Here is a 26,208-nt window from a genome sequence, read left to right as displayed (position 1 = left end):
GTTCCCGATCGTAGGCAGCCGACCCGTTCCCCTGTCAAGGCCGTCCCGAGCGGTCCGACGTTGCCTGCTGTGACCCGGCTGATAACAGAACATGAAGGAATCCCAGGGCAGTTGACGCCCCGTGAGGCCCGCTGTTCCACTCGAACCACCGGAGCCGCCCCCAGGGGTCGTCCGAAGCCTCCACTCCCGCCGCCGCGCGCACCCCCTCCCCTCGCACCGCCATGTCCGCACGTCCGAAAGGCCCGCCATGCCCGTCGAGTTCCTCGGTATCGCCGCCACCAACGACGGCTCGGAGACCAACCCCCGCAGCGGCGGCGCCTTCGACCGCGACTACACCCTGCGGCTGGCCCGCGCCCACGAGGAGCACGGCTGGGACCGGGTGCTGTTCGCCTACGGGTCCGGCTCGCCGGACCCGGCGCCGGCCGCCGCGTACATCGCCTCCGAGCTGGACACCCTGCAGATCCTGCTGGCCCACCGGCCGAACGTCTCCTACCCGACCTTCGCCGCCAAGACCTTCGCCACCCTGGACCAGATCAGCGACGGCCGCCTGACGGTGCACTTCATCACCGGCGGCACCGACCAGGACCAGCGCCGCGAGGGCGACTTCGTCACCAAGGACCAGCGGTACGACCGCACCCGGGAGTACATCGCCCTGGTGAAGAAGATCTGGACCAGCACCAGCCGCTTCGACCACCACGGCGAGTACTACCGCTTCGAGGACTTCGTCGCCGACGTCTTCCCGGTCCAGCAGCCGCGCCCGCAGGTCTCCTTCGGCGGCTCCTCGGACGCGGCCTACGCGGCCGGAGCGGCCGAGGCCGACATCTTCTGCCTGTGGGGCGAGCCGCTGGCCCGCACCGCCGAGCAGATCGAGCGGGTGAAGCAGGCGGCCAAGGAGGCCGGGCGCACCGACGTGCCGCGGATCCAGGTGGCCTTCCGCCCGATCATCGCGCCCACCGAGGAGCTGGCCTGGGAGAAGGCGCACCGCACGGTGGACCGGATCCGTGCCCGGGTCTCGGAGAGCGGCCTGCTGCCGCGCCCCAAGGGCGCGGAGGGCGAGTGGGCGCCGGAGAACACCGGCTCCCAGCGGCTGTTGGAGATCGCCGCCGCCGGCGAGCGCTACGACCGGGCCCTGTGGACCCCGACCGCCGCCGCGACCGGCGGGGCCGGCAACTCCAACGCCCTGGTCGGCACCCCGGAGACGGTGGCCCAGGCCCTGCTGGACTACTACGACCTGGGCGTGGAGATCCTCTCCGCCCGCGGCTACGACCTGCTGGACGACGCCGTCGACTTCGGCCGGTACGTCATCCCGATCGTCCGCGAGGAGGTCGCCAAGCGGGACGCGGCCAAGGCGGCCGCCGATGAGGCCACCGCCGCATGACCGGACTGCTGGAGGTCCGCCGGGTCCGCCTGGACGACCCGCTCGCCGAGCCGCTGGTCCGCGAGCTCACCCACGAGTACGTCACCCGCTACGGCCCGGGCGGCGCCCAGGAGATGACCCGCTTCCCGGCCGCCGAGTTCGCCCCGCCGGACGGCACCCTGCTGCTCCTGCTGACGGACGGTCAGCCGGTGGCCGGCGGCGCCTACCGCCGGTACGAGGACGGCACGGCCGAGGTCAAGCGGATGTGGACGCACTCGGCGCACCGCCGCCGGGGCCTGGCCCGCCGGGTGCTGGCCGAGCTGGAGGCCGAGGCCGCCCGCACCGGCTACCGGCGGATGTACCTCACCACCGGCCCGCGCCAGCCCGAGGCCAAGGCGCTCTACCTGGCGGCGGGCTGGACCCCGCTGTTCGACACCGGCGCCCCCGGCCCCGACGCCGGCCCGCTCCCCTTCGAGAAGCACCTGCACCGAAAGGCACCGACCCCGTGAGACGCACTCCCGCTCTGGCCGCAGCCGCCCTGCTCCCGCTCCTGCTGGCCACCGCCTGCGGCTCCGGTCCTGCCAACGCCCCTTCCCCGGCCGGGAGTTCGGCGCTGGCGGCGGCGAGCCAGGACGTGGTCTCCGCCGTCGCCAAGGTCGACTCGGTGGCGGCCCTGCTGCCCGAGGAGGTCCGCAAGGCCGGCACGCTCAAGCTGGGCGGCTCCTCCGGCACCCCGCCGAGCGCCTTCTACCCGGACCCGGCGGTGAAGAAGGCGGCCGGGATCGACGTGGACTTCACCGACGCGGTGGCCAAGGTGCTGGGGATCAGGATCCAGCGCGAGGAGGCCGCCTTCGAGACCATCCTCCCCGCCCTGGACAGCGGCAAGTTCGACCTGGGCACCGGCAACTTCGGGGTGACCACCGCCCGGCTGAAGACCATCGACTTCGTCACCTACATCAACGACGGCCAGGGCTTCGCGGTCCGCAAGGACGACGCCCGGCAGCCGGTGAAGACCATCGACGACCTCTGCGGCCTGGCCATCGGCACCGGCGTCGGCACCACCTTCGAGACCACCCTGAACGCGAAGAAGAACATCTGCACCGACGCCGGCAAGAAGGCCTACGAGGTGCGCGCCTACTCCGACTCGGGCGCCACCCTGACCAGCCTCCAGCAGGGCAAGGTCGACCTGGTGATGTCCACCATCAACGGCCTGCGCCACCAGGCCGCCCAGCCCGCCTCCGGCACCCGCTTCCTCAGCGAGTTCCGCCGGCTGGACGTCGGCTTCGCCTTCAAGAAGGGCTCCCCGCTCACCCCGGCCTTCCAGGGGGCCGTCAACCAGCTGATCCAGAACGGCACCTACGCCAGGATCCTGGCGAAGTGGGGCACCGCCGAGTCGGCCATCCCGACGTCCGAGATCAGCCCGCCCGAGAGGCCCTGACCATGACCGCGACCGTGACCGAGCGGCCGGCGGTGGCCGAGGACGACCTGGCCGACCTGCCCGTGGTGCCCGCCCGCCATCCCTGGCGGCTGGTGGCCGGGGTGCTGGCCCTGGTGGTGGTGGCCCAGTTCCTGCACGGGCTGGCCACCAACCCCGGCTGGGACTGGGCCACCTTCCGGGCCTTCGTCACCGCCGACACCATCCTGAGGTCCGTCGGGGTGACCCTCCAACTCACCCTCTACGGAACGGTGCTGGGCTTCGCCCTGGGAGCGGTGGTGGCCCTGCTGCGGCTCTCCCCGAGCCGCATCCTGCAGACCATCGCCTGGGCCTACGTCTGGGCCTTCCGCTCCATCCCGCTGATCGTCCAGCTGGTCTTCTGGTTCAACCTCTCGTACCTCTACAAGGAGTTCGGGATCGGCATCCCGTTCGGACCGACCGTGGCCAGCTTCGAGACCATGGACCTGCTCGGTGCGCTCGGCGCCGCCGTGCTCGGGCTGGCCCTGCACCAGGCCGCCTACGCGGCCGAGATCATCCGGGCCGGGGTCATCTCGGTGGAGGCCGGCCAACTGGAGGCCGCCGCCGCGCTGGGCATCCCCCGGCTGCGCCAACTGCGCCGGATCGTGCTGCCGCAGGCCATGCGCGCCATCCTGCCGAACGCCGGCAACGAGGTGATCTCGCTCTTCAAGGGCTCCTCGATCGTCTACGTGATGGCGATCGGCGAACTCTTCTACCAGGTCCAGGTGGTCTACGGCCGGACCGGCCGGGTGGTGCCGCTGCTGATGGTGGCCACCGTCTGGTACGTGGTGCTGACCACCCTGCTCTCCATCGGCCAGTACTACCTGGAGCGCCACTTCGCCCGGGGCGCCGACCGCACCCCGCCGCCCACCCCGTGGCAGCAGCTGCGGTCGAGGCTCCGTCAGATCCCCGTCGCCGCAGGAGGCCGGACATGACCAGTACCGCCATGGTGGACGTCCGCGGCGTCCGCAAGTCCTTCGGCCGGCTGGAGGTGCTGCGCGGGGTCGACCTCCAGGTCGAGGCCGGGTCGGTCACCGTGGTGCTCGGCCCCTCCGGCTCCGGCAAGTCCACCCTGCTGCGGGCCATCAACCACCTGGAGAAGCTCGACCGCGGCCACGTCACCATCGACGGCGAGCTGATCGGCTACCGGCGCTCGGGAGGCAAGCTGTACGAGCTCAAGGAGCGCGAGGTGCTGCGCCAGCGCACCCACATCGGCTTCGTCTTCCAGAACTTCAACCTCTTCCCGCACCTGACCGTGCTGGAGAACGTCACCGAGGCCCCGGTCGGCGCGCTGCGCCGCCCCAAGGCCGAGGCCCGCGCGCAGGCGTTGGCCCTGCTGGCCCGGGTCGGCCTGGCCGACAAGGCGGACGCCTACCCGCGCCAGCTCTCCGGCGGCCAGCAGCAGCGCGTCGCCATCGCCCGGGCGCTGGCCCTGGAGCCCAAGGTGCTGCTCTTCGACGAGCCCACCTCGGCGCTCGACCCGGAGCTGGTCGGCGAGGTGCTCGACGTCATCAAGGACCTGGCCGAGGCCGGCACCACGATGATCGTCGTCACCCACGAGATCGGCTTCGCCCGCGAGGTGGCCGACACGGTGGTCTTCATGGACGGCGGCGTGGTGGTCGAACAGGGCCCGCCCGCCGAGGTGCTGGACCGTCCGCAGCACGACAGAACCCGCAGTTTCCTGGCCAAGGTCCTCTGATCCCGATGGAGTCCATCACCGTGTCCGCGCACCGCCGCTCCCTGCTCGCCCTGCCCGCCCTCGCCCTGCTGCTCGCCGCCTGCGGTGGACCCGCCCCGGCGGCGGAGAGCAAGGGGAACACCGCGCCGGACGGCACCAAGGTCAACCTGACGGCCGACCAGAAGCGCGTCTCCACCGCCAAGGTGGACGCGATCGCCGCCCTCGTCCCGGAGGAGATCCGCAAGCGCGGCACGCTCAAGGTGGTCGACTCGCTCGGCACCGTCCCGCCGCTGGACTTCTACGCCGACGACAACAAGACGATCATCGGGGTGGAGCCGGACGTCGCCTTCCTGATCGGCGACGTGCTGGGCCTCAAGGTCGAGCTCAACCCGGTCTCCTGGGAGAACATCTTCGTCGGCCTGGACTCCGGCAAGTACGACGTGGGCCTGTCCAACATCACCGTCACCGAGGCCCGCAAGGAGAAGTACGACTTCGCCACCTACCGGCTGGACATCCTGGGCTTCGAGGCCAAGAAGGGCTCCGGCTGGAAGGTCAGCGGCCCCAAGGACGTGGCCGGCAGGACCATCTCGGTCGCCTCCGGCACCAACCAGGAGAAGCTGCTGGTCGCCTGGAACGAGGAGAACGTCAAGAACGGCCTCAAGCCGGTGGACATCAAGTACTTCCAGAACTCCTCCGACTACTACCTGGCGCTGGGCTCCGGCCGGATCGACGCCCACCTCGGCCCCAACCCGGTCGCCGCCTTCCACGCCGCGCAGACCGGCGAGACCGAGATCGTCGGCACCTACTCGGGCGCGGGCGCCCAGGTGCTCGGCAAGATCGGTGCCACCACCAAGAAGGACAACGGCCTGGTGAAGGCATTGCACGAGGCGCTGGACACCGTCATCAAGAACGGCACCTACGGCCAGGTGCTCAAGCGCTGGGGGCTGGAGAACGAGGCCGTGCAGTCCTCCGAGCTCAACCCGCCCGGTCTGCCCAGGACCAACCAGTAGCCCGAAGTTCTCCTCCCGGCCGCCCGGGTGTGGTGGACTCGCCTCGACGCGGGCGGACGTGGGGGAGAGCAGGATGCAGGCCGGGGACGTGCTGGACGGCAAGTACCGCTTGGTGGACGAGCTGGGCAGGGGTGGCTTCGGCGTGGTCTGGCGCGCCGAGGACACCCGGCTGGGCCGGGAGATCGCCGTCAAGGTGATCTCCGAGGCGGCCTACCGGAGCCCGGCCGACCTGGAGCGGTTCACCGACGAGGCCCGGGCGGTGGCCTCGCTGAACCACCCGCACATCGTCACCCTGCACGACCTGGGGGAGAGCGAGGGCCTGCACTTCCTGGTGATGGAGCTGGTCCGCGGCCGCCCGCTGTCCGCGCTGGCCCGCCAGGTGAAGCTCGAACTCCCGGAGGTGCTCCGGTGGTTGGGCCAGGTCTGCGAGGCGCTGGCGGCCGCCCACCGGGCCGGGGTGGTGCACCGGGACATCAAGCCGGAGAACATCATGATCGCCGACTCCGGCACCGCCAAGGTGCTGGACTTCGGCATCGCCCGGCTGGACGGCCGGGCGGCCGGGCTCACCACCGTCGGCACGGTGATCGGCAGCCCGCCCTACATGGCACCCGAGCGGTGGACGGGCACCAAGGTGGACGGCCGCTCCGACCTCTACTCGGTCGGCTGCATCCTCTACGAACTCTGCGTCGGGAAGCCGCCGTTCGGCGCCGAGGACGTCTTCGTGGTGATGCACGGCCACGTCAGCGACCCGCCGCCGCGGCCGCGCGAGCGGGTGCCGGGCCTGCCGGCCGAGCTGGAGGAGCTGATCCTCGAACTGCTCGCCAAGGACCCGGAGCAGCGGCCGCCGGACGGGCTGACGGTGGCCCGCCGGCTGGCCGACGTCCCGCTGACCAGCACCGCCGAGCTGCGCCGACGGGCGGACGAGGCCTGGACGCTGGCCTCGGCCGGGGCGCCGGCCGAGGCGGGCCGCCGGCTCTGGCCGCTGATCGGCGAGTTCGCCCGGGTCTGCGGTCCGCACGACCCGCGCACCCTGCGGGCCTGCCACGACCTGGCGCTCTGCCTGGCCGCCGAGGGCCGGTACCCCGAGGCGGCCGGGCTGATGGCGGACGTGCTGGCCACCGGCGTCACCGGCCTGGTGGCCGAGGACGCCGCCCGGGACCTGGCCCGGTTCACCGCCCGGCTGAGCGGCCAGGCGGGGCCGGTGGGCGGTCAACTCGCCCTGCTGGTGGGCCGCTGAGCGCCTCCGGCACGCGCTCCAGCACGCCCGCGCCGAAGACCTCGTACAGCGGCAGGGTCTCCAGGTGGACGTACCCGATGTGGCAGTCGCAGACCGGCAGCGGGCAGGGCCGCTCGGCCAGGGCGGCCCGGTAGGAGCCGTCGTAGAGGTTGCCGAGCGGCGCGCGGACGAAGTGGCAGCGCTGCACCGAGCCGTCGCCCATGACCGAGACCACCGAGGAGCCCGTCCGGCAGGCGCGGCCCTCGCTGGGGTGCGGGTGGCGGCTCCAGGCGAACAGCGGGTCGAGGGCCTGCCAGTCGGCCGCTTCGGCGTCGGTGTAGGTGCGGCCCTCGGCGGCGTTCACCCAGAGGTAGACCGACGGGTTCAGCGCCGCTCGCAACTCCCCTGCCGGGGCCAGGTGTTCGGGCTGGCCGACGATGCCGACGCTGTACCGGACGCCGAGCGCGTCCAGCTCCCGGCACTTGGCCAGGAAGCGGTCGAGGGCCACCTGCCCGGGGTGGTACGTCACCCAGAGGGCGAGGGCGTCCAGGTCGGCCTCGGCCAGCCAGCCGGTGCGGCAGCTGAGGTTGGTCTGGATCGCCACCCGGCGGACGTTCGGCAGTCGGCTGAGCTGCACCATCGCCCGCCGGTACCAGGAACGGACCAGCCCCTCGCCCCAGGGGGTGAACAGTACCGAGAGGCCGGGCTGGGACGCCGCCCAGGCGGTGAAGCGCTCCAGTGCGGCCCGGTCGGCCCGCAGGGTCTGCGGGCTGTCCCGCCGCTTGGCGAACGGGCAGTACGGGCAGTCGTAGTCGCAGGAGGACAGCGGGCCCCGGTAGAGGACGGTCAACTCCGGTGGCACCGGCGCCGGTTGGCCGGGCAGGCCGAGGAAGGTGGTCATCGCAGCTCGTACTCCGCCATCGCCGCCGCCACCGCCGGGGAGAACAGGGCGGGGCCGACCGCGTCCGAGTACGCCAGCCCCTCGGCGGTCAGCGCGAGTCGGCCGCTGGTCTCCGACAGCCAGCCGCGCGCGTCGAAGGAGGCCAGCTCGGCCGGGAAGTCCTCGGCCGGGGTGGAGCCGAACCGACTCCGGTAGCCGTCGAGTTCGAGCCCCTCGGCCTGGAGCAGCGACTGCAGCAGGTGGCGGCGGCGGGCCTCGTCGCCGGTCATCGGGCGGCCCACCTCGGCGTGCCCGAAGTCCTCGGTGGCCACGTAGGAGTCGATGATCGAGCGCACCTCCTTCGGGTCCACCGCGTAGTCGAAGGAGTAGTGCAGCCGGGAGGTGTAGGAGCGCGCCCCGCAGCCCAGGCCCACCATGCCGTCGGTCTGGCAGCTGTACTCGCCCGCCACCTCGGCCGGAGCGTTGGCGCGGCGGAACATCCGCATCGACACCTGCCGGTACCCCTGCGCCAGCAGGTGGTCCCGCCCGGCCCGGTAGAGCGCCAGGCGCCGGCCGTCCCAGTCCTGCGGGGTCTCCCGCCGGGCCAGCCCGGTCAACGGACGGACGTACAGCGGATAGAGGTAGAGCTCCTCCGGCCGCCAGGCCAGTGCCGCGTCCAGCGAGCGCAGCCAGCTGGCCCCGGTCTGGCCGTCGATGCCGTAGATCAGGTCGATGTTGAGCACCGGGAAGCCGGCCGCCCGGATCCGGCCCAGCGCCGCCTCCACCTCGGCCCGCTTCTGCGGGCGGACGGCCGCCCGGGCCTCCTGGTCGTCGAAGGACTGCACGCCCAGGCTCAGCCGGGTGGCGCCGCGCTCGGCCAGCACCGCCAGCCGGTCGGCGGTGGCGGTGGCCGGGGAGGCCTCCACCGACAGCGGCACGGCCCGCAGGTCCACGCCGGTGTGCCGCTCCGTCAGGTCGCAGAGCCGCTCCAGCTCACCCGCCGTCAGGTAGGTCGGGGTGCCGCCGCCGAAGGCCGCCAGGGCGAACCGGGCCCCCTCGTCCAGGGCGGACCGGACGGCCGCGGCCTGCCGCTCCAGGGCGTCCAGGTAGGCGGTGGTCAGGCCGTCGGGGCTGCCGATCCGGGTGAAGAGGTTGCAGAAGCCGCAGCGCACCTCGCAGAACGGGACGTGCACGTAGAGCGAGAGCGCCTGCTGCGGCTCGTCCCGCCAGAGCTCGGAGAGCGCGGGGCGGTCCCGCAGCGGCCGGTAGGCGGTCTTGTGCGGGTAGGCGTAGACGTAGGACTGATAGGGCCTCATGAACGCTGCTGCTCCAAGAAACTGTGCTGTTCCAGAAAGAACTGTGCGTAGGGCACCGTCCAGACCACCTCGTGGCCGATCCGGTGGCCGGTGTAGCCGTCCTCGCCGTAGGCGGTGCCGTGGTCCGAGCAGACCACGGCGAAGCAGGGCCGCCGGGCGCTCATCGCGGCGAACAGGCGCCCGAGGTGGGCGTCCACGTACTCCAGCGCGGCGGCGTGGCTGGCCCGGGTGTCGCCGTCCTCGCGGGTGGCCCCGGGGAGGTGGAACCAGTTGGGCTGGTGCAGGGCGGAGACGTTGAGCAGCAGGAAGAGCGGCTGCTCCGGCGGCTGTGCCGCCGCGACCTGCTCGGCGCGGGCCACCTGGGCCTCGAAGGAGGTGGGCGAGGGGACGCCGAACTCCGGCTCCCAGTGGCTCTCCTGGAACATCCCGGGCAGCACCGAGCCGAGCGGACCCTGCTTGTTGAAGAAGCCGACCCCGCCGATGCAGACCGTCCGGTACCCGGCGGCGGCCAGGGCGGTGGGCAGGTCGGGCGCGTCGAAGACCCAGGTCCGCTCGGCGGTGGTCTCCGAGCTGCCGAACCGGGCCGCGAACAGGCGCGGGTGCGGCCCGTCCGGCGAGGCCGGGGTGGGCAGGAAGCCGGCCAGGATCGCCTGGTGGGCGGCGTAGGTGAAGCTGCCGGGGGAGTGCCGCCGCTCCCAACGGCCGCCCGGGAGCACGGCGGTGAGGTTCGGCAGCCGCCCGGCGGCGGCCAGCTCCTCGGCCACGTCGTAGCGGAGCGTGTCCAGGGTGACCAGCAGCAGGTCGTGGCTGCCGACCACCTCGTTCATGTCGGGGGTGTGGGGCATGTCGGGTGTCTTCACTGTTCTCCGAGCAGCGCCGCGATCTGGGCGCCGTAGGTGTCGAGCCCGGGGGCGGGGCCCTCGGGGAGGCCGGGCAGGTTCGGCAGCAGGTCGCCGAAGGCGTTCACCTCGCCGACGTACAAGCGCCGCCAGCCGGCCGAGGGCAGCACGTCCACGCCCACCATCGGCAGGCCGGGCAGGCAGGCGGCGGCCCGTGCGCCGAGCTCCAGCAGCCCGGCCCAGTGCGGACCGGCGGCGGCCCGCAGCTCCGCCGGCCCGCCCCGGCGGCCGCCCAGGTGGAGGTTGGTCAGCGGTCCGGCGGCGGTCCTGGCCACCACGTGGGTGACCCTGCCGTGCACCACCACCAGACGCAGGTCGGCCGAGCGGCCGCCGAGCGCGGCCTTGGGCACCCACCGCTCCACGTGCAGCCCGTCCGGGGCCAGCCGGTCGACGATCGCGGCGATCTCGGCCTCGGCGGTGTAGCGGCGGACCCGGAGCGAGTTGTGCAGCCCGTCCGGGGCGAGCTCCACCGAGGTGGTGGCGTGCACCCGGCCGCGCGGGCCGAACTCCAGCGCCACCACCCCGGCGGCGGAGGAGCCGTGCGCGGGCTTCACGAAGACCCGGTTCAGCCCGGCCTCCGCCAGCCGCCGGCGCAGCCCGTCCCAACCCTCGACCGGCCCGCCGCCGAGGGCCCGGGGCACCGGGACGCCGTGAGCCGTCATCAGTGCGTGGGTGGCCCGCTTGTCGCAGACCACGGCCACCTGGGCCGGGTCCGCCAGCAGCCGGGCGCCGGGGGCGCGGCCGACCGCCTCCGCCAGGGTGCCCAGGCCGCGCAGCAGCCCGGCGTACCAGGCGGCGCTGCCCTCCACCCGGGTCGGCGCGTACCCGGGGCCGCGCAGCAGCGCGTCCACCTCCGGGTCCTCGCCGGGGGAGTCCACCCGGACGGCGGCGCCCTCGGGGACCTCGACCTCGCCGCGCAGCACCTCCCGCCAGGGCAGCAGTACCGGCTCGGGCAGCCCGGCCGCCCGGACCGCCGCCGCGAAGAGCTCCACCCGGCGGTGGCCCGGGTGGCCGACGACCGCGTGACGGACCGTCATTCGCCGTTCGCCACGTACCGCCAGTCGTCCTCCGGGTCCTCGGCCCCCGAGAGGTCCAGCTCGACGCCGGGCAGCGCGGCGCGCAGCCGCTCCTGCGCGGCTGCGGTGAGGTAGTGGTGGTGCAGGTCGAGGCGCTTGAGGTGGGTCAGCCCGAGCAGCGACTCGGCGCCCGCGTCGGTCAGCGTGCCGAGGGCCAGGCTCAGCCCCTCCAGACGGGCGGTCAGCGGGGCGTCGGCCACGGCGGCGGCCAGCGCGTCCTGCCGCATGCCGTTCTCCAGACCGAGGTGGCGCAGGGCGGGGAACAGCTCGCCGGAGAGCAGCGGGGCGAGGTCCTCGTCGGTGTAGCTGGCGCCGTAGTCGGAGGTGCCGAGCCAGAACTCCAGCCGCTCCAGCGCGGGCAGGTCGGAGGCCAGCACGGCCCGCACCACCTCGCCCGGCAGCCCGCCGGACTCGAAGCGCAGCGCCCGCAGGTGCTGGTGCTTCACCGGCTCCAGCCGCAGCCCGCCGTTGCCCTCGTAGTCGCCGTCGGCGCCGCGGACCACCAGCTCCGTCAGCTCCGGATAGGCCGTCAGCAGCGGGGTGACGTCGTCCATCTGGAGCCAGGAGATCTCGCACTCCTCGAAGGTGACCTCACCGAGGAAGAGCCCCCGCAGCTGCGGGAAGCGCGCGGCGTCCGCCGCCAGCGCGGTGACCACCGGGGTCACCAGCTCGTACTCCTCCTCCCACCACGGCCCGATCACCAGGGCCCGCACCCGCGTGGTGTCCACCGCCGCGGTGAAGGCCGCCCAGACCGCCGCGAAGTCCTGGCCCCCGTCGTACTCCACCTGCACCCGCCAGGCCACCGACTCCGGCGCGGGCCCGGCATCGGGCGTGCCCTCGTGGTCGGTGAAGTCGTGGACCGGGAGCCCGTGGAACTCCTCGATGTGCTTGCTGATCGCCATGGGCACCTGTCTACCAGTCAGCTCCGACGGAGCACCGGGGGCCCGCTGTCAAGCGTGCTGGACACCGAATCGGTGCTCCGGCGGCTTGGATGAATTGATAGGAATCCGCCGACTGGACACCTCTGGATCGAAGGCTCCGGCGGTTGATATACCTCGGATGCTCCTCCATGGCATGCGACGAACCAGGTGGTGATGGGCAGTGAAGCTCCTCCGAGTCGGCCCCCAGGGCGCCGAGCGCCCCGTGGTGCTCGGGCAGGACGGCACCGCGTACGACCTCTCCGGGATCACCGGCGACATCGACGGGGCCTTCCTGGCCGCGCTCGACCCGGCCGGGCTCGCCCGGGCCGTCGCGGCCGGCGAGCTGCCGGTCACCTCGATCGAGGGCGAGCGCACCGGCGCCCCGGTCGCCCGGCCGGGCAAGGTGGTCGGGATCGGCCTCAACTACCGTGACCACGCGGCGGAGGCCGGCGCGGCGATCCCGGCCGAGCCGGTGGTCTTCCTCAAGCCCTCCAACACGGTGGTCGGTCCGTACGACGAGGTCCTGGTGCCGCGCGGCAGCACCAAGACCGACTACGAGGTCGAACTGGCCGTGGTGATCGGGCGGACGGCCCGGTACCTGGACGACCACGAGGCCGCGGCCGCGGCGATCGCCGGGTACGCGGTGGTCAACGACGTGACCGAGCGGGCCTTCCAGTTCGACCGCGGCGGCCAGTGGGACAAGGGCAAGTCCGCCGAGACCTTCACCCCGCTCGGCCCCTGGCTGGTCACCCCGGACGAGGCCGGGGACCCGCAGGAGCTCGGGCTGCGCCTCTGGGTCAACGGCGAGCTCCGGCAGGACGGCACCACCGCCGAGATGATCTTCCCGGTGGTCGAACTGGTCCGCTACCTCAGCCACTTCATGGTCCTGGAGCCTGGCGACGTCATCGTCACCGGCACCCCCGCCGGCGTCACCCTGGGCCGCCCGGGCACCCCGTTCCTCCAGCCCGCCGACGTGATCGAACTCGAGGTCACCGGCCTCGGCCGCCAACGCCAGGTCCTCGGCAAGGCCTGACGCGCTCGCCGCAGGCGAGTTTGTTGGGGGCGCGAGGAACTGCGCGAGTGCGGAAGGCGGCTCACCTGCACCTGAGGGCACGTCAGCCAGTTGCAGGTGCTGCCGTTCCCCCGCGCGCAGTTCCTCGCGCCCCCGGGATCACCACGTACGTTCCTCGCGCCGTTACGGGGCCAGGCGGTGCAGCAGGGCGACCGCCTGCGGGTCGCGGTCCAGGAGGGCGGTCAACACCCCCGCGGTCTGCGGGTCGTGGGCGGCGGTCGCGGCGGTCATCACCACGAACTGGTCGATCAGCCAGTCCCGCAGCGACTCCGGCTCGATCTGGCGCCCCTCGTCGAGCCAGGTCAGCGCCGAGGCCTCGACCACCGAGATCCAGGAGCGGACCAGCAGGGTCAGCCGCGGCCCTGCGGCCTCCCGCACCCCGAGGTGCCGCAGCGTCCGCCGCAGCGCGACCCGCCGCACCTCGTCCACGATCGCCCCGGTCCGCGCCGTCTCCACCACGGACCCGCCGCGCAGCAGCGCCCCGTACCCGGTGTGGTGCTCGGCCACGAACTCGAAGTACCGGTCCAGGACCGCGGCCAGCTGCTCGGTCGGCGTGCCGTCCGGCGGCACGGTGAAACGGCCCGACAGCTCCTCCGCCGCGCTGCGCAGGGCGGCCTCGTAGAGCTGCTGCTTGCCGGCGAAGTACCGGTAGACCAGCGGCCGGGAGGCGCCGGCCGCCTCGGCCACGTCGTCGAGGCTGACCTCCTCCGGCGGGCGGGAGGCGAACAGCTCCAGCGCCACCGCGATCAGCTGCTCCCGACGCTGCTGCACGGGCAGCCGCCGGTATCCGGGCCGCCGCGTCGCCGTGGCCGGGTCCGCCGGGACCTCCGCCGAGGCCGTGGCCGGAGCCGGAGCCGGAGCCGGTGCCGGGTCCGTGGTCGGGATCGTCGCAGTCATGGCCGTCAGGGTAGCCGCCCGCCCGGCCTCCACCCCTCCCCCGATCTGCCCCGGTTTCGGCGGGGCGGCCCGATGAAGCGGACATAACGGACCATCATGTCAGCGTCGGCCGCACCAGCGAGGGAGTCGGGTTGCAGGAGAGCGTGAACGAGCAGCCCGTGCGCCGGGGCGCGGCCGCCCGCGCGGGGCAGGCGGTCTGGCGGTACGTCAGGGCGGCGCCCGGCACCTTCACCTGGCTGCTGCTGCTGGCCTGCACCAGCTTCGTGGTGGCCCGGATCGACCCGGCCAACCTGGACTGGTTCCTGGGGAAGCGGTCCACCAACATCGACCAGCTGCGCTCGCACCCGGTGCACGCCCTGCTGGCCAGCGCGATCTGGACCGAGTCCGCCTCCTTCCCCTTCTACTTCGTGATCTTCAACGTCTTCCACGTCCCGGCCGAGCGCTGGCTCGGCACCCTGCGCTGGCTGGCCGTCGCGCTCACCGCGCACGTGCTGGCCACCTTCATCAGCGAGGGCATCGTCGCCTGGGGAGTGGACGCCGGACGGCTGCCGGAGAACATGGCCACCACGGTGGACGTGGGCGTCTCCTACGCGCTGGCCGGGGTCGAGGGCGTGCTCACCTACCGGTTCGCCGGCCGCTGGCGCTGGGTCTACGGCACCGGCCTGCTCTTCTTCTACCTCCTCCCGCTGATCACCTCGCACACCTTCACCGACCTCGGCCACTTCTGCTCGGTGCTGATCGGCCTGAGCTTCTACCGCTTCGCCCGCGGCCGCCCGGTCTGGGACCCGGTCGAGGCCCTGCGCGCCCTGCGCCGCCGTGCCGCCCCCTGACGGTCGGTCCGAACTGCCGGGGGCAGTTTCCGGCGGCGCCCCGGCATCCCTCTCCGGGGGGCTTGCAAACCGGCCCGCCTGCGCGAGGATGTCCGGATGGTTGAACCACTGATCAACTCCGACAGCGACGGCTCCACCCCGCGCCGCATCGCCGACGCGTACGTCCACGCCCTGGTCGCCCTCGACCCGCTGACCGCGGTCTACCTCGGGCTGGGGCCGCAGGACGACGACCGGCTCCCCGACCTCTCCCCGGCCGGCCAGGCCGCCGTGGCCGAGCTGGCCCGCCACACCCTGGCACGGTTGGACGCGGCGGAGGCGGCCGGTGCGGCCGCCGACGAGGCCGAGCGCCGCTGCGCCCGGCTGCTGCGCGAGCGGCTGACCGCGGAGCTGGCCGTCCACGAGGCCGGCGAGGACTTCCGCGCCGTCCGCAACCTCTCCTCCCCGCTGCACGGCGTCCGCGAGATCTTCGACCTGCTGCCCACCGGGACCCCGGAGCAGTGGGAGCTGATCGGCCGCAGACTCGCCCGGGTGCCCGCCACCCTGGCCGGCTACCGCGAGCTGCTCGCCGAGGGCATCGAGCGCGGCCTGCTCTCGGGCCCCCGTCAGGTCACCACCGTGGTCGGCCAGTTGGAGGAGTGGCTGGAGGGCGGCCCGGGCGGCTGGTTCGGCCGCTTCGTCGAGCCGGCCCCCGCCGAGCAGCGGGAGGCCCTGACGGCGGCCGCCGTCTCCGCCGCCGAGGCCTTCGCCGAGCTGCGCGACTGGCTGCGCGATGTCTACGGCGCGGCCGCCGCCGGCCAGTCCGACACCGTCGGCCGCGAGCGGTACGCCCGCTGGGTCCGCTACTGGACCGGCTCCGACCTCGACCTGGACGAGGCGTACGCCTGGGCCTGGGGGCAGTTCCACGAGCTGGACGCGCAGATGCGGGCCGAGGCCGGCAAGGTGCTGCCCGGAGCCACCCCGATGGAGGCGATGGCCTGGCTGGAGAAGGACGGCCCGGCGATCCGGGGGGAGGAGGCCGTCCGGGAGTACCTCCAGGGCCTGATGGACCAGGCGATGAGCGACCTCCAGGGCGTGCACTTCGACCTGGCCGACCCGCTGCTGCAGGTCGAGTCCCGGATCGCCCCGCCCGGCAGCGCCGCCGCCCCGTACTACACCGCCCCCTCGCTGGACTTCTCCCGCCCCGGCCGCACCTGGCTGCCGCTGCTGGGCCGGGAGAGCTTCCCGGTCTGGGACCTGGTCTCGACCTGGTACCACGAGGGCGTCCCCGGCCACCACCTCCAGCTGGCCCAGTGGACGTACTGCGCCGACAAGCTGTCGACCTATCAGGTCACCCTCGGCGGGGTGAGCGCCAACCTGGAGGGCTGGGCGCTGTACGCCGAGCGCCTGATGGACGAGCTCGGCTACCTGACCGACCCCGGCCACCGGCTCGGCTACCTGAACGCGCAGATGATGCGCGCGCTGCGGGTGATCGTGGACATCGGCATGCACGTCGGCCTGGACTTCCCGGCCGACTCGCCGTACCGGCCGGGCGAGGCGATGCTCCCCGACGACGCTCGGGAGTTCTTCGGCCGCTACTGCGGGCTCTCGGTCGAGTTCCTGGACAGCGAGCTGATCCGCTACCTCGGCCTGCCCGGCCAGGCGATCGGCTACAAGCTCGGCGAGCGGGCCTGGCTGCGCGGCCGGGAGGCGGCCCGGGCGGCCGCCGTGGCCCGCGGCGAGGAGTTCGACCAGAAGGCCTGGCACATGGCCGCGCTCTCCCAGGGCTCGCTCGGCCTGGACGACCTGGTCGAGGTGCTGGCCGCACTGTAGGGGCGGACGGCCGCCCGGGCACCGGCCCGGGCGGCCGAATTGCCGCTCACCCGTCCGAGGGATCTCCTGGATGGAGCAGCTCGGAGAGAGCGCGCTCTCTCCGGCGTCCCCCGGAAGGCGGCCCACGGTGTCCCATCTGCACGCTCCCGAAGACCGCACGGCCGATTCCCGCCGCTGGTGGGCACTGGCCGTGATCGCCATCGCCCAGCTGATGATCGTGCTGGACGCGACCATCGTGAACATCGCGCTGCCATCCGCCCAGAAGGCCCTCGGCATCTCGGACGCCAACCGGCAGTGGGTGATCACCGCCTACACGCTGGCCTTCGGCGGACTTCTGCTGCTCGGCGGCCGGATCGGCGACCTGTTCGGCCGCAAGCGGACCTTCACCGTCGGCCTGCTCGGCTTCGCGGTGGCCTCCGCGATCGGCGGCCTGGCCACCGAGGGCTGGATGCTGTTCGCCGCCCGCGCCCTCCAGGGCGCCTTCGGCGCGGTGCTCGCCCCCTCGGCCCTCTCGCTGCTCTCCACCACCTTCACCGACCCGAAGGAACGCTCCACCGCCTTCGGCGTCTTCGGCGCCATCGCCGGCTGCGGCGCCGCGATCGGCCTGATCTCCGGCGGTCTGCTCACCGAGTACCTGGACTGGCGCTGGTGCCTGTTCGTCAACATCCCGATCGCCCTCGGCGCCGCGATCGGCGCCTTCTACCTGCTCCAGCGCGACCACGTGGAGAAGCACCACCGGACCAGGCTCGACCTGCCCGGCGCGGTGCTCGGCTGCGGCGGCCTGCTGGCCATCGTCTACGGCACCTCCGAGGCCACCGGCCGCGGCTGGGGCGACTGGCTGGTGCTCGGCTGCCTGGTGCTCGGCGTGCTGCTGCTGGCCCTGCTGGTCGTGGTGGAGAAGCGCACCACCCACCCGCTGCTGCCGCTGCACATCATCGGCGACCGCAACCGCGGCGGCGCCGCGCTGGCGGTCGGCATGGCGATGATCGGGATGTTCGGCCTGTTCCTCTTCCTCACCTACTACCTCCAGGTGATCAAGGGGTACTCGCCGGTCATGGCCGGCGTCTCCTTCCTGCCGATGACCGGGGCGATCATCCTGGCCTCCACCGGCTTCGCGGCCCGGATGATGACCAGGGTGCCGTCCCGGAACCTGGTGGTGCCCGGGCTGCTGCTGGCCGCGGCCGGCATGGCCTGGCTGATCAACCTCAAGGTGGACAGCTCCTACCTGACGATGGTGCTGCCCAGCGAGCTGCTGCTCGGCTTCGGCATGGGCCTGATCTTCATGCCGACCATGAGCCTGGCCACCCTCGGCGTCGCCCCCAACGAGACCGGCGCCGCCTCCGCCGTCATCAACACCGCCCAGCAGGTGGGCGGTTCGATCGGCACCGCGCTGCTCAACACCATCGCGGCCAGCGTCACCACCACCTACCTGGTGAGCCGGAACGCGGCCGACCCGGCGGTGCAGGCCCAGGGTGCGGTGCACGGCTACTCGGTGGCCACCGTCGTGGCCATGGGCATCCTGATCGCGGCGGCGGTGATCGCCTTCCTGATGATCGACCACAAGCCCGTCCCGGGGGAGGCGGAGTCCGAGCGGACGGTGCACGCGGCGGTCTGACCCCGCCTGACGGGGCGTCAACTCCCGGCAATCCCTTGCGGATTCTTTCCGCAAGGGATTGCCGTCGTACGGGCGGCCCTGGTTGACTCCCGCCATGACCGAGAACGACCTGCTGGTGGTCGGCGGAGCCGGCGTCGACACCATCGTCCGGGTGGACCGGCTCCACCTGCCCGACGCCGACTCGCTGCACGTCCCACCGGTGCGCGACCATGCCGCACACACCGGCACCGGGGTCGCGCTCGGCGCCCACCGGCTGGGGCTGCGCACCACCTTCCTCGACTACCTGGGCGACGACCCGCAGGCCGAACTGCTGCTGGCCGAATTCCGGCGCCACGGACTGCCGTTCCACCACCTGGTCTCCCCGGACGGCACCCCGCGCTCGGTCAACCTGGTGGACGCCCAGGGCCGCCGGTTCTCCTTCTACGACGGCCGGCACCCGGCGGAGCTGCGGCTGCCGTCCGCCTTCTACCTGCCGCACCTGGAGCGCAGCCGGCACGTCCACCTCTCGATCACCGGCGTCAACCGCGACATGTTCGAGGACGTCCGGCGGCTCGGCCGGACCAGCTCGACCGACCTGCACGACTGGGACGGTGAGAACCCGCACCACCTGCACTACGCGCTCAACGCCGACCTGGTCTTCCTCTCGGCGGCGGGGAGCCGGGGGCGGACGGCGGACCTGATGCGGCGCGTCCTGGCGGACGGCCGGGCGCGGGTGGTCTGCGCCACTGACGGCGCGGCCGGCAGCCGGGTGCTGCTGCGCGAGGACCCCTCCGTCCTGCACCACGTCCCGGCCGTGGACCCGGGCCGCCCCGTGGTCGACACCAACGGCGCGGGCGACGCCAACGTCGCCGGCTTCCTGCACGCCTGGCTCGCGGGCCGCCCACCGCTCGACGCCGCCCACGCGGGAGCACTGACCGGGGCGTACGCCTGCACCGCCCCCGGAACGGGGCCCGTCGTACGCACGTGGTGACGCGAGGGACGCACGTGCGGGGCCGCGAGGGACGTACGTGGTGATCCCGGGGGCGCGGGGCTCTGCTGATCTGCGGCTCCGCCGCGTGAGCGCGCAGCGGAACGGCACGGCTGGCTGACGAGAGTGGTCACACCGGGGGCGCGGGGAACTGCGCGCAGGGGAACGGCAGCACCTGCAACTGGCTGACGGCGGTTCAGTTGCCGGTGGGCCGCCTTCCGACCCGCGCAGTTCCTCGCGCCCCTGGGTCGCTGCCCTTCCGGGCCGAGTCCTACGTGTGGTCGTCCGGGCGGATCTCTATGTGGTCGGCTGCCAGGTCGGCCGCGACGCGGTGCTGCATGCCGAGGGCCGCCACGAACTTCGGGGGGAGCTGGACCCGGCCGGTGCGGTCGAGCATCACGTACTCGCGCTCGCTGACGCTCTCCTGGCCGTCCTCGTCGGTGACGGTGCGCCGCAGGACCTCGCTGCTGGTGCGGCCGTCGCGGATGGCGACCGTGCGGCGGACCTCGCCGGCCACCATCGGGTCGTGGGTCACGACCACCACCGTGACGCCGAGTTCGCGGTTGACGGTGCGCAGGGCCTCGAAGACGCCGGCGGCTGTCTCGGAGTCGAGTTCGCCGGTCGGCTCGTCCGCCAGCAGGACGGCCGGGTCGTTGGCCATGGCGACGGCGATGGCGACGCGCTGCTGCTGGCCGCCGGAGAGCTGGGCGGGGCGGCGTCCGGCCAACTCGCCGATCTCCAGGGCCTCCAGGAGCTCGCCGACCCGGGCGGCCTGCTGCCGCCCGGACTTCCGGGAGCCGCCGCGCAACTGCATGGGCAGGGCCACGTTCTGGGCCGCCGTCAGGAAGGGCAGCAGGTTGCGCGCGGTCTGCTGGAAGACGAAGCCGACCACCTCGCGGCGGTAGCGCAGCAGTTCCTTGCCGCCGAGGGTGAGCAGGTCGCAGCCGGCCACGGTGGCGGAGCCGGCGGTCGGGGTGTCCAGCCCGGCGAGCACGTTGAGCAGGGTGGACTTGCCGCTGCCGGACGCGCCGACCAGGGCGACCAGGTCGCCGCGGTCGACGGTCAGGTCGAGGCCCTGGAGGGCCTGGACCTCCACCTTGTCGGTGGTGAAGATCCGGACCAGCCGCTCGCAGACGATGGCGGCGTCGCCCTTGGGGGCCGCCGGGGCGGCGGCGGCCAGCGCCTTGGCCCGGAGGTCGGCCAGGCTGGGCGGTGGGGTGGTGGTCACTGGTCACCTGCTCTCAGTTCGGTGGTGATCTGGCGTCGGGCGGTGACGGCGGCCTCGGCCAGCACCGCGAGGGTGGCCAGCGCGGCCAGGCCGAGGGCCTGGGCGGCGACCGGGCCGGTGAGCAGCCGCAGGCCGGGGTCGACGGCGGTGCCGACCAGCGGGCTGAGGTCGACGGCCGGGCCGAGCAGCAGGACGGCGGCCACCGCGACCCCGGCTCCGCCGGCCGCGGCCAGCAGCACCGGGGGCAGCGATTCGGCGAGCACCAGGGCCAGGCCCTGACGCGGCATCAGGCCCATGGTGCGCAGCCGGGCGAGCAGCGCGGCCCGTTCGGGCACGGCCCGGACCAGGGTGAGCAGCACGGCGAGCACCGCGTAGAGGGCGGTGGTGACGACGGCGGCCCAGAAGGTGCGTTCGGCGGCGGCCTGGAGCGGGTCCTCGCCAAGCGCGCGCACCGTCCCGGCGCTGGTGTGCACGCTGAAGCCGGGCTTCTGCGCGTCCGGCATCGCGGCGTCGTCGACCCGGGGGAAGCTCTTCTCGGCGAGCGCGCGCAGGGCGCCCTCGTCGACCGGGCCGGTGGCGAGCCAGCTGTTGGCCGGGCCGACCGCCGGCACGGCGGCGATCTGCACCGTCGGGATGGAGGTGCCGAGCACGGCGGGGCTCATGCCCACCGTGCCGACGGTGTGGATCCGCAGCATGCCGCCGGGCAGGTAGAGCTTGTAGTCGCCCTGTGGGATCGAGGGGCTGACCAGGGCGGGCAGCACGCCGTCCCGGGCGGGGCCGAGCAGGGCGGGGTCGAAGGTGCCGCGCCCGGCGACCGCGGCCACCTCGGCGTACGGGACGGGGTCGGCGGCCACCAGGGCGACCCGGGCCGAGCCGCCGTCCTCCGAGGTCATGGTCAGGTCGTCCTCGGTCCGCACCGGGACGGCAGTGCGGACACCGGGCAGCCGGGCGGCGGCCTCGGCGAAGCCGTCCGGGAGGGTGCCGGGCACCAGGGCCCGGACGGTGGCGTCGCCGCCGACCTGGTAGCGGGCGGAGGCGGCGCGCTCGGTGGTCACCCCCGCCAGGGCGGTGGAGCCGAAGGCGGCGCAGCCGACCGCGAGCAGCAGGGCCAGCAGGGGCAGGACCGAGGGCCGTCCGCCGGGACCGCCACGGGCGGCCCGGGCCAGGCCGAGGAAGCCCACCGCGCCGGGGCGGCGGGCGGACCACCGGGCCGGCAGACCGATCAGCAGCGGCTGGAGCCGGGCCAGCAGCACCGCGCCGGAGAGCGCGAGCAGCAGCGGGGCGGCGACCAGCAGCGGATCGATGCCCTCGCCGACCGGGGTCACGCCCCGGCGGCGGGCCTGCGTCACGGCGGCCACCGTGGCGGCCAGGACGAGGAGTTCGGCCATCAGCCGGCGGCGGCTGCCGGGCTTCGGGGCCCGCAGGGCGAGCAGCGCCCGGACCGGGAAGGCCAGCCAGGCGAGCAGGGTGACCGTCACCGCCGCGACCAGGGCGGTGGTGTGACGGTACGTCGGGAGGAGCAGCAGGGCGGTGGCGGTGCCGAGCGCGGCGGTGGGGAGCACGGTGACGGCGCCCTCGGCGAGCAGCCGCCGGGCCAGCCCGCCGGTGCTGCCGCCGCGGGCCCGGAGCAGCCGGAGTTCGGCGGTGCGGCGGTCGGCGGCCAGCGCGGCTGCCAGGCAGAGCACCACGGCGGCCACTCCGGCGGCCCCGGCGGGGCCGACCGAGGTGAGCGTGGTGGCGGCGGTCTGCCGGGCCCGCGCCTCGTCGATCAGGGCGCGCAGCTGGGACTCCACCCGCAGGTCGGTGCGCCGGCTCTCGGAGACCACGGAGGCGGCGACCGGGCCGGAGGTGACGGTGGCCAGCGAGCCCGAGGTCTCGGCGAGCCGGTCGGCCCGCAGCGCCTCGGTGCTGACCGGCAGGCGCCAGAAGTCCATCGTGCCGGTGCCCCAGGCGCCGACCGCCTTCACGTAGTCGGGGCTGACCAGGGCGGCCGCCTGCCAGTACATGTCGTACGGCGGGGTCCGGGTGTAGGTCTGACAGGCCTTCAGCGCGCAGCCGTGGCCGATCCAGAACGGGTCCTTGGAGTCGGCGGTGAACAGCCCGGCCACCTTGACCCGGGGGGCCTCGCCGCCGAACCGCGCGTCCGCTCCGGCGTCCAGGACCTGGCCGAGGTGGATGTTCAGGGTCTTGGCGGTGGCCTCGGCGAAGACCACCGGCCAGGGCTCGCCGTCCTGCGGCCGGCCGGTCGGCCACTGACCCTGCGTCAGCCGGAGGTGCTTCTCGGCCTCGTGCAGGTAGAGCAGGGTGAGCTCCGGCGGCACCCCGTCCGGAGCGGCCACCCCCGGGGTGCTGAGCCCCTGCCAGTGGACGCCGCCGGTGCCGTACACCGGGCCGCCCGGAGCGAGCGGCAGCTCGGCGCCGATCTTCTCGGTGAGCAGCTTCGCGACGGAGTCCAGGGAGGCGATCTCGTTGCCGAACCGGCCGGGAGCGCCGGCGTGCAGGCTGGTGGCGTCCTCGCCGGCACCGGCCAGGTAGCCGCGCAGCGCGCGGTCGGCGCCCCGGTCCGCGGTCAGCGGGAGGGCGGCGGCCAGGAAGGCGGTGACCAGCGCGAGCAGCGCGGTCAGCAGGGCGGCCGCGGGCATGGCCCGCAGACGGGTGCGGACCCAGGGCGCGCCGGCCGGGCGGTGCCGGGGCTCCGGCCCGTCCGGGGTGGTGGTCAGCTGAGCGGTCATGACTCCTCCGGGCGGCGCAGACCGGCGGCCGGGCCGCCTCGACGGGCGCCGCCGAGCGCGGCCGTGAGCAGCGGGAGCCCGGCGGTGGCGGCGGTCAGCGCCAGGGTGGGCCAGAGCGGCAGGCCGACCAGCACCTCGGGCAGGGGCTGCCGGGCGGCCGGGGTGAGCACCAGCAGCGGCACCACCAGCTGGACCAGGGCGGCGCCGAGCACCAGGCCGACGCCGGTGCCGAGCAGCACCAGGACGGCCTGTTCGGCCGCCACCGCCCGGGTCAGCAGCCGCCGGGGCGTGCCGAGTGCCAGCAGGACGGCGGACTCGCCGGCCCGTTCGGTGGCCGAGGCGGCGGCGGAGGCCGCGAAGCCGATCGCCGCCAGCAGCGCGGAGACCACCGCCAGCGCGGCCAGCGCGCCCTGCGGGGCGGCGCTCAGCGGATCGCGCAGCATGGCGTCGGCGCGCTCGCCGGAGAGCTCCAGCTGCTGGAGGCCGGGCCCGCCGCGCAGCGCGGCGGCGGCCACGGCCGGGGCGCGGTCGCCCGGTGCGGCGGCGGGCAGCCACCACTCCATCAGGGCGCCCGCCTCGATCCCGCGGGCGGCCAGCCGGCCGTGCACGGCCGGCAGGTCGACGGCGATCGCGGTGGCCCCGGCCACCGGCAGCGCCTCCACCGCCCGGACGACCCGCACGGGCAGCTTCACCCCGCCGACCAGGACCTCGATCCGGTCGCCGGTCTTCGCGCCGACCGAGGCCAGGTAGTCCCGGGTGGCGACGGCGGGCAGCGGCCCGTCGTCCGGGCGCCCGTCGGGCCGGGCCCCGGGCGGGGCCAGCACGACGGAGGCCAGGCCGAAGGGGGAGGCGCCGGTCGGCTGGTACCCCATCGCCAGGCCGCCCTCCGGGCCGGGCAGCACCTTGAGCGCGTCCTTCGGCGTCGACTCGCCGGGCCGGACCTCCGCCTCCTGGTGCGCCTGCCAGCCGGTGCCGGGCAGCGCCACCGGCGCGGCCGGGCCGTCGGCGGTGTCGGACACCGCGAGCCGGCGGACCGTCAGTTCGCCCTCCGGCTGGGCGTAGCTCTGGGGGAAGTTGACCAGCACGGCGGCCAGCGTGAGCGGGGTGGCGACGGAGCCGACCGGCGGGCCGGCCAGGGCGGCCAGGTCGACCCGGACGGTCCGCTCGCCGCCGGTCCCGAGCGAGGGCACCGACACCCGGTGCACCAGGCCGTACCGGTCACGGAGCATCAGCCGGAGCGAGGGGCCCTGGACCGAGTCCGGCGGGAAGGCGGTCTCCGGCATCGGGCCCAGCTTCACGTCCACGGTCAGGTCGACCCGCACCGGACTGCCGGGCAGCGGCACGCCGCCGCCGGGCGCGCCCGCCAGCGGACCGAGCACGTCCCGGGCCGGGACGCCGTCGAACAGGTCGGGGCGGACGGGCAGTTCGCGGGCCGCCTTGGCGGTGTCCAGCAGCAGCAGCTTGCCGACCTTGCCCGCGGGCAGGCTCTGGTCCACCTGCGAGGCCGGGACGAGCCGCTCGCCGCCGGGCAGCGCGCCGTAGCGGCCGGACTGGCCGAGGACGCCGATCGCCGAACCCCAGATCCGCAGGCCGCCGCCGGTGGTGAAGTCGGCCTGGTCGTGCTGGGAGCGGCTCCAGGCGGTGTGCTGACCGAGCGCCAGCACGCCGGTGGCCACCGCCAGCACCAGCAGCAGTACCGGGCCGTTCGCCCGCCCCGGGCGGCGGGCCAGCTGCCAGCCGGCCAGCGCCGGGCCGAGCCCCGTGCCGCGGGCCGCCGTCCGGGCGCCCCAGCGGGCCGCGAACGGCAGCAGTCGCAGCACCAGCAGGGTGCCCGCGCAGAGCGCCAGGGTCGGCGCCGCGACCAGCACCGGGTCGACCCCGAGCTCGCCGTCCGCGGTGGTGGACAACCCGCCGGTGCGGCCCGCCAGCTGACGGTAGGCCAGCACCGCGAGCACCAGCAGCGCCACGTCCGCGCCGGAGCGCGCGGCCGTGCTCACCACCGCCTGCCGCCGGGACCGGGTGCGCTGCGCGCCGCCCCGAGGCAGCGAGGTCAGCACCACGCCGGCCAGCGCGCAGACCAGCGCCACCGGCCAGCGCTGCCACCAGCCGGTGCTGTCCAGCGCCAGCCCCGCCAGCGCCTCCTGACGGCCCAGCAGCCGCAGCACCGGGCCCGCCAGCAGGGGGGCCAGCAGCGCGGCGGGCAGCGCGAGCAGCACCGACTCCACCGCCGTGTACCCGGCCAGCTGGGCCCGGCTGCCGCCGCGCGCGGTCAGCAGCGCGTTCTCGCCCGCGCGGCGCTCGGTCACCAGGTGCACCACCAGCAGCAGCGCCGCCACCGCCAGCACCACCAGCTGGAGCGCCCCGATCAGCAGCGTCGACCGGGCCACCAGCGCGGCCGAGCGCAGCTCGCCGACCAGATCGGCCAGGCCGGTCTCGGCCTGCAGCCCGCTGCGCTGCTGGAAGTCCTCCCGCAGCTGCGGGAGACGCTGCCGGAGCGACGCCATCCGCTCGGTGGTGACGGTGGAGAAGTCCGTGGTCAGCAGCCAGCTGCGGCCGCCCTGGTCCACCCGGCCGCCGGTGAACGCGGAGTCGTCCACCAGCATCGGCCCGTACGTGGTGAAGCCCTTGACCTGCACCTCGCGGGCGCCCAGCGGGTCCAGCCGCCAGTAGTCCGCGGAGCGGTCGGCGGCCCGGTAGACGCCGGTGACCAGCACGTCGAGCGGGACGTTGGTGTAGCGGTCGACGATGGTCAGCTTCGCGGGCAGCGCGGCGGCGTCCAGGCCGAGCCGGGGGAGCGCGCCCTGCGGCGCGGCCACCTCGACCGGGGCGCCCGGCCGCGGCGGCTGCGGCAGCCGGCCGCCGAGCAGCTCGACCCGGTCGGGGGAGAGGGCGGCCAGTACGGTCAAGTCCGGCTGCGCGTCGGCCGGTTGGGCCTGCTTGGCGGGCAGCCCGTACGCCTTGCTGCGGGCGACGCTGCGGGTGGTCACCGGCAGCCCGTCGAACACCTCGCGGCCGAACGCGGCCACCGCGGCGTCGTCCTTCTCGCGCGCACTCTGACGGTCGGTCCCCACCAGTACGGCGGCCCGGGGCTCCCCGGTCAGGGCACGGCGGAGGCCGGCCTCGCCGACCGTGCGGTCGAAGGCCGCCAGCGCGGTCAGCACGGTGGTCGTGGTGAGCACCATGAGCAGGACCGCAGCGGCGAGCGGCAGCCGCCCACGCAGGCGCCGCAGAACGAACATGAACATTCCCCGTA

21 protein-coding genes are annotated in these 26,208 nt (G+C 74.4%); 12 read left to right on the top strand and 9 right to left on the bottom strand.

Annotated elements, in window-relative coordinates; genetic code table 11:
* The first annotated feature begins 247 nt into the window (after window positions 1-247).
* From ACWEPF_RS26475 to ACWEPF_RS26445, 7 genes are all read left to right on the top strand, one after another.
* Window positions 248-1,378, top strand: coding sequence for an LLM class flavin-dependent oxidoreductase (locus tag ACWEPF_RS26475; RefSeq protein ID WP_452174475.1), 1,131 nt, complete (start codon window positions 248-250; stop codon window positions 1,376-1,378).
* On the top strand, window positions 1,375-1,866 hold the full coding sequence (locus ACWEPF_RS26470; RefSeq protein ID WP_452174474.1) for a GNAT family N-acetyltransferase: 492 nt from the start codon (window positions 1,375-1,377) through the stop codon (window positions 1,864-1,866). Before ACWEPF_RS26475 ends, ACWEPF_RS26470 begins: the two co-directional genes overlap by 4 nt.
* Window positions 1,863-2,795 carry an ABC transporter substrate-binding protein gene (locus ACWEPF_RS26465; RefSeq protein WP_452174473.1) on the top strand — a complete coding sequence of 311 codons (933 nt, stop codon included), beginning with the start codon at window positions 1,863-1,865 and terminating at the stop codon, window positions 2,793-2,795. The genes ACWEPF_RS26470 and ACWEPF_RS26465 overlap by 4 nt, the downstream gene beginning before the upstream one ends.
* Before the next feature lie 2 nt (window positions 2,796-2,797).
* Window positions 2,798-3,745, top strand: coding sequence for an amino acid ABC transporter permease (locus ACWEPF_RS26460; RefSeq protein WP_452174472.1), 948 nt, complete (start codon window positions 2,798-2,800; stop codon window positions 3,743-3,745).
* A complete protein-coding gene (locus tag ACWEPF_RS26455; protein ID WP_452174471.1) occupies window positions 3,742-4,509 on the top strand; it encodes an amino acid ABC transporter ATP-binding protein in 768 nt (255 codons plus the stop codon). Before ACWEPF_RS26460 ends, ACWEPF_RS26455 begins: the two co-directional genes overlap by 4 nt.
* A 5-nt stretch (window positions 4,510-4,514) precedes the next feature.
* On the top strand, window positions 4,515-5,498 hold the full coding sequence (locus ACWEPF_RS26450) for an ABC transporter substrate-binding protein (protein WP_452174470.1): 984 nt from the start codon (window positions 4,515-4,517) through the stop codon (window positions 5,496-5,498).
* Between the two features lie 73 nt (window positions 5,499-5,571).
* Window positions 5,572-6,735, top strand: coding sequence for a serine/threonine-protein kinase (locus ACWEPF_RS26445; protein WP_452174469.1), 1,164 nt, complete (start codon window positions 5,572-5,574; stop codon window positions 6,733-6,735).
* Here ACWEPF_RS26445 and ACWEPF_RS26440 read toward each other — a convergent pair.
* From ACWEPF_RS26440 to ACWEPF_RS26420, 5 genes are read right to left on the bottom strand one after another with little or no spacing between them, the layout of a single operon-like run.
* Entirely contained in the window at window positions 6,668-7,615 is a 948-nt protein-coding gene (locus ACWEPF_RS26440; protein ID WP_452174468.1) for an STM4011 family radical SAM protein, read from the bottom strand. The genes ACWEPF_RS26445 and ACWEPF_RS26440 overlap by 68 nt on opposite strands.
* Entirely contained in the window at window positions 7,612-8,910 is a 1,299-nt protein-coding gene (locus ACWEPF_RS26435) for an STM4012 family radical SAM protein (RefSeq protein ID WP_452174467.1), read from the bottom strand. Before ACWEPF_RS26435 ends, ACWEPF_RS26440 begins: the two co-directional genes overlap by 4 nt.
* Window positions 8,907-9,737: an STM4013/SEN3800 family hydrolase gene (locus tag ACWEPF_RS26430; RefSeq protein WP_452174491.1), complete on the bottom strand. Its 831-nt coding sequence runs from the start codon at window positions 9,735-9,737 to the stop codon at window positions 8,907-8,909. Before ACWEPF_RS26430 ends, ACWEPF_RS26435 begins: the two co-directional genes overlap by 4 nt.
* Before the next feature lie 29 nt (window positions 9,738-9,766).
* Entirely contained in the window at window positions 9,767-10,846 is a 1,080-nt protein-coding gene (locus ACWEPF_RS26425; RefSeq protein WP_452174466.1) for an STM4014 family protein, read from the bottom strand.
* Window positions 10,843-11,787 carry an STM4015 family protein gene (locus ACWEPF_RS26420; protein WP_452174465.1) on the bottom strand — a complete coding sequence of 315 codons (945 nt, stop codon included), beginning with the start codon at window positions 11,785-11,787 and terminating at the stop codon, window positions 10,843-10,845. Before ACWEPF_RS26420 ends, ACWEPF_RS26425 begins: the two co-directional genes overlap by 4 nt.
* Window positions 11,788-11,986: 199 nt before the next feature.
* On the opposite strand from ACWEPF_RS26420, the gene ACWEPF_RS26415 reads away from it, so the two are divergent.
* A complete protein-coding gene (locus tag ACWEPF_RS26415; RefSeq protein ID WP_452174464.1) occupies window positions 11,987-12,838 on the top strand; it encodes a fumarylacetoacetate hydrolase family protein in 852 nt (283 codons plus the stop codon).
* A gap of 162 nt (window positions 12,839-13,000) precedes the next feature.
* On the opposite strand, the gene ACWEPF_RS26410 is transcribed toward ACWEPF_RS26415, so the two are convergent.
* Window positions 13,001-13,774: a TetR/AcrR family transcriptional regulator gene (locus tag ACWEPF_RS26410; protein ID WP_452174463.1), complete on the bottom strand. Its 774-nt coding sequence runs from the start codon at window positions 13,772-13,774 to the stop codon at window positions 13,001-13,003.
* Between the two features lie 143 nt (window positions 13,775-13,917).
* On the opposite strand from ACWEPF_RS26410, the gene ACWEPF_RS26405 reads away from it, so the two are divergent.
* The 4 genes from ACWEPF_RS26405 (at window position 13,918) to ACWEPF_RS26390 (ending at window position 18,998) form a co-directional block, all read left to right on the top strand.
* Window positions 13,918-14,604: a rhomboid-like protein gene (locus ACWEPF_RS26405; protein ID WP_345290081.1), complete on the top strand. Its 687-nt coding sequence runs from the start codon at window positions 13,918-13,920 to the stop codon at window positions 14,602-14,604.
* A 96-nt stretch (window positions 14,605-14,700) separates the two neighbouring features.
* Window positions 14,701-16,413, top strand: a complete 1,713-nt coding sequence (locus tag ACWEPF_RS26400; protein ID WP_452174462.1) for a DUF885 domain-containing protein — start codon at window positions 14,701-14,703, stop codon at window positions 16,411-16,413.
* A 70-nt stretch (window positions 16,414-16,483) separates the two neighbouring features.
* A complete protein-coding gene (locus tag ACWEPF_RS26395; RefSeq protein ID WP_380150123.1) occupies window positions 16,484-18,028 on the top strand; it encodes an MFS transporter in 1,545 nt (514 codons plus the stop codon).
* Between the two features lie 94 nt (window positions 18,029-18,122).
* A complete protein-coding gene (locus ACWEPF_RS26390; RefSeq protein WP_452174461.1) occupies window positions 18,123-18,998 on the top strand; it encodes a carbohydrate kinase family protein in 876 nt (291 codons plus the stop codon).
* A gap of 268 nt (window positions 18,999-19,266) precedes the next feature.
* Here the strand turns inward: ACWEPF_RS26390 and ACWEPF_RS26385 are convergent, their stop codons facing one another.
* From ACWEPF_RS26385 to ACWEPF_RS26375, 3 genes are read right to left on the bottom strand one after another with little or no spacing between them, the layout of a single operon-like run.
* The gene (locus ACWEPF_RS26385) at window positions 19,267-20,223 is read right to left on the bottom strand and encodes an ABC transporter ATP-binding protein (protein ID WP_380150122.1); all 957 of its coding nucleotides are present in this window, start codon (window positions 20,221-20,223) and stop codon (window positions 19,267-19,269) included.
* Window positions 20,220-22,955 (bottom strand): hypothetical protein, encoded by a 2,736-nt coding sequence (locus ACWEPF_RS26380; protein WP_452174460.1) that lies wholly within the window; start codon window positions 22,953-22,955, stop codon window positions 20,220-20,222. Before ACWEPF_RS26380 ends, ACWEPF_RS26385 begins: the two co-directional genes overlap by 4 nt.
* Entirely contained in the window at window positions 22,952-26,194 is a 3,243-nt protein-coding gene (locus ACWEPF_RS26375; protein WP_452174459.1) for an FtsX-like permease family protein, read from the bottom strand. The genes ACWEPF_RS26380 and ACWEPF_RS26375 overlap by 4 nt, the downstream gene beginning before the upstream one ends.
* Between the last annotated feature and the right edge of the window lie 14 nt (window positions 26,195-26,208).

Source organism: Kitasatospora sp. NPDC004289 (assembly GCF_053602875.1).
This window is presented reverse-complemented; position numbering and strand designations above follow the sequence as displayed.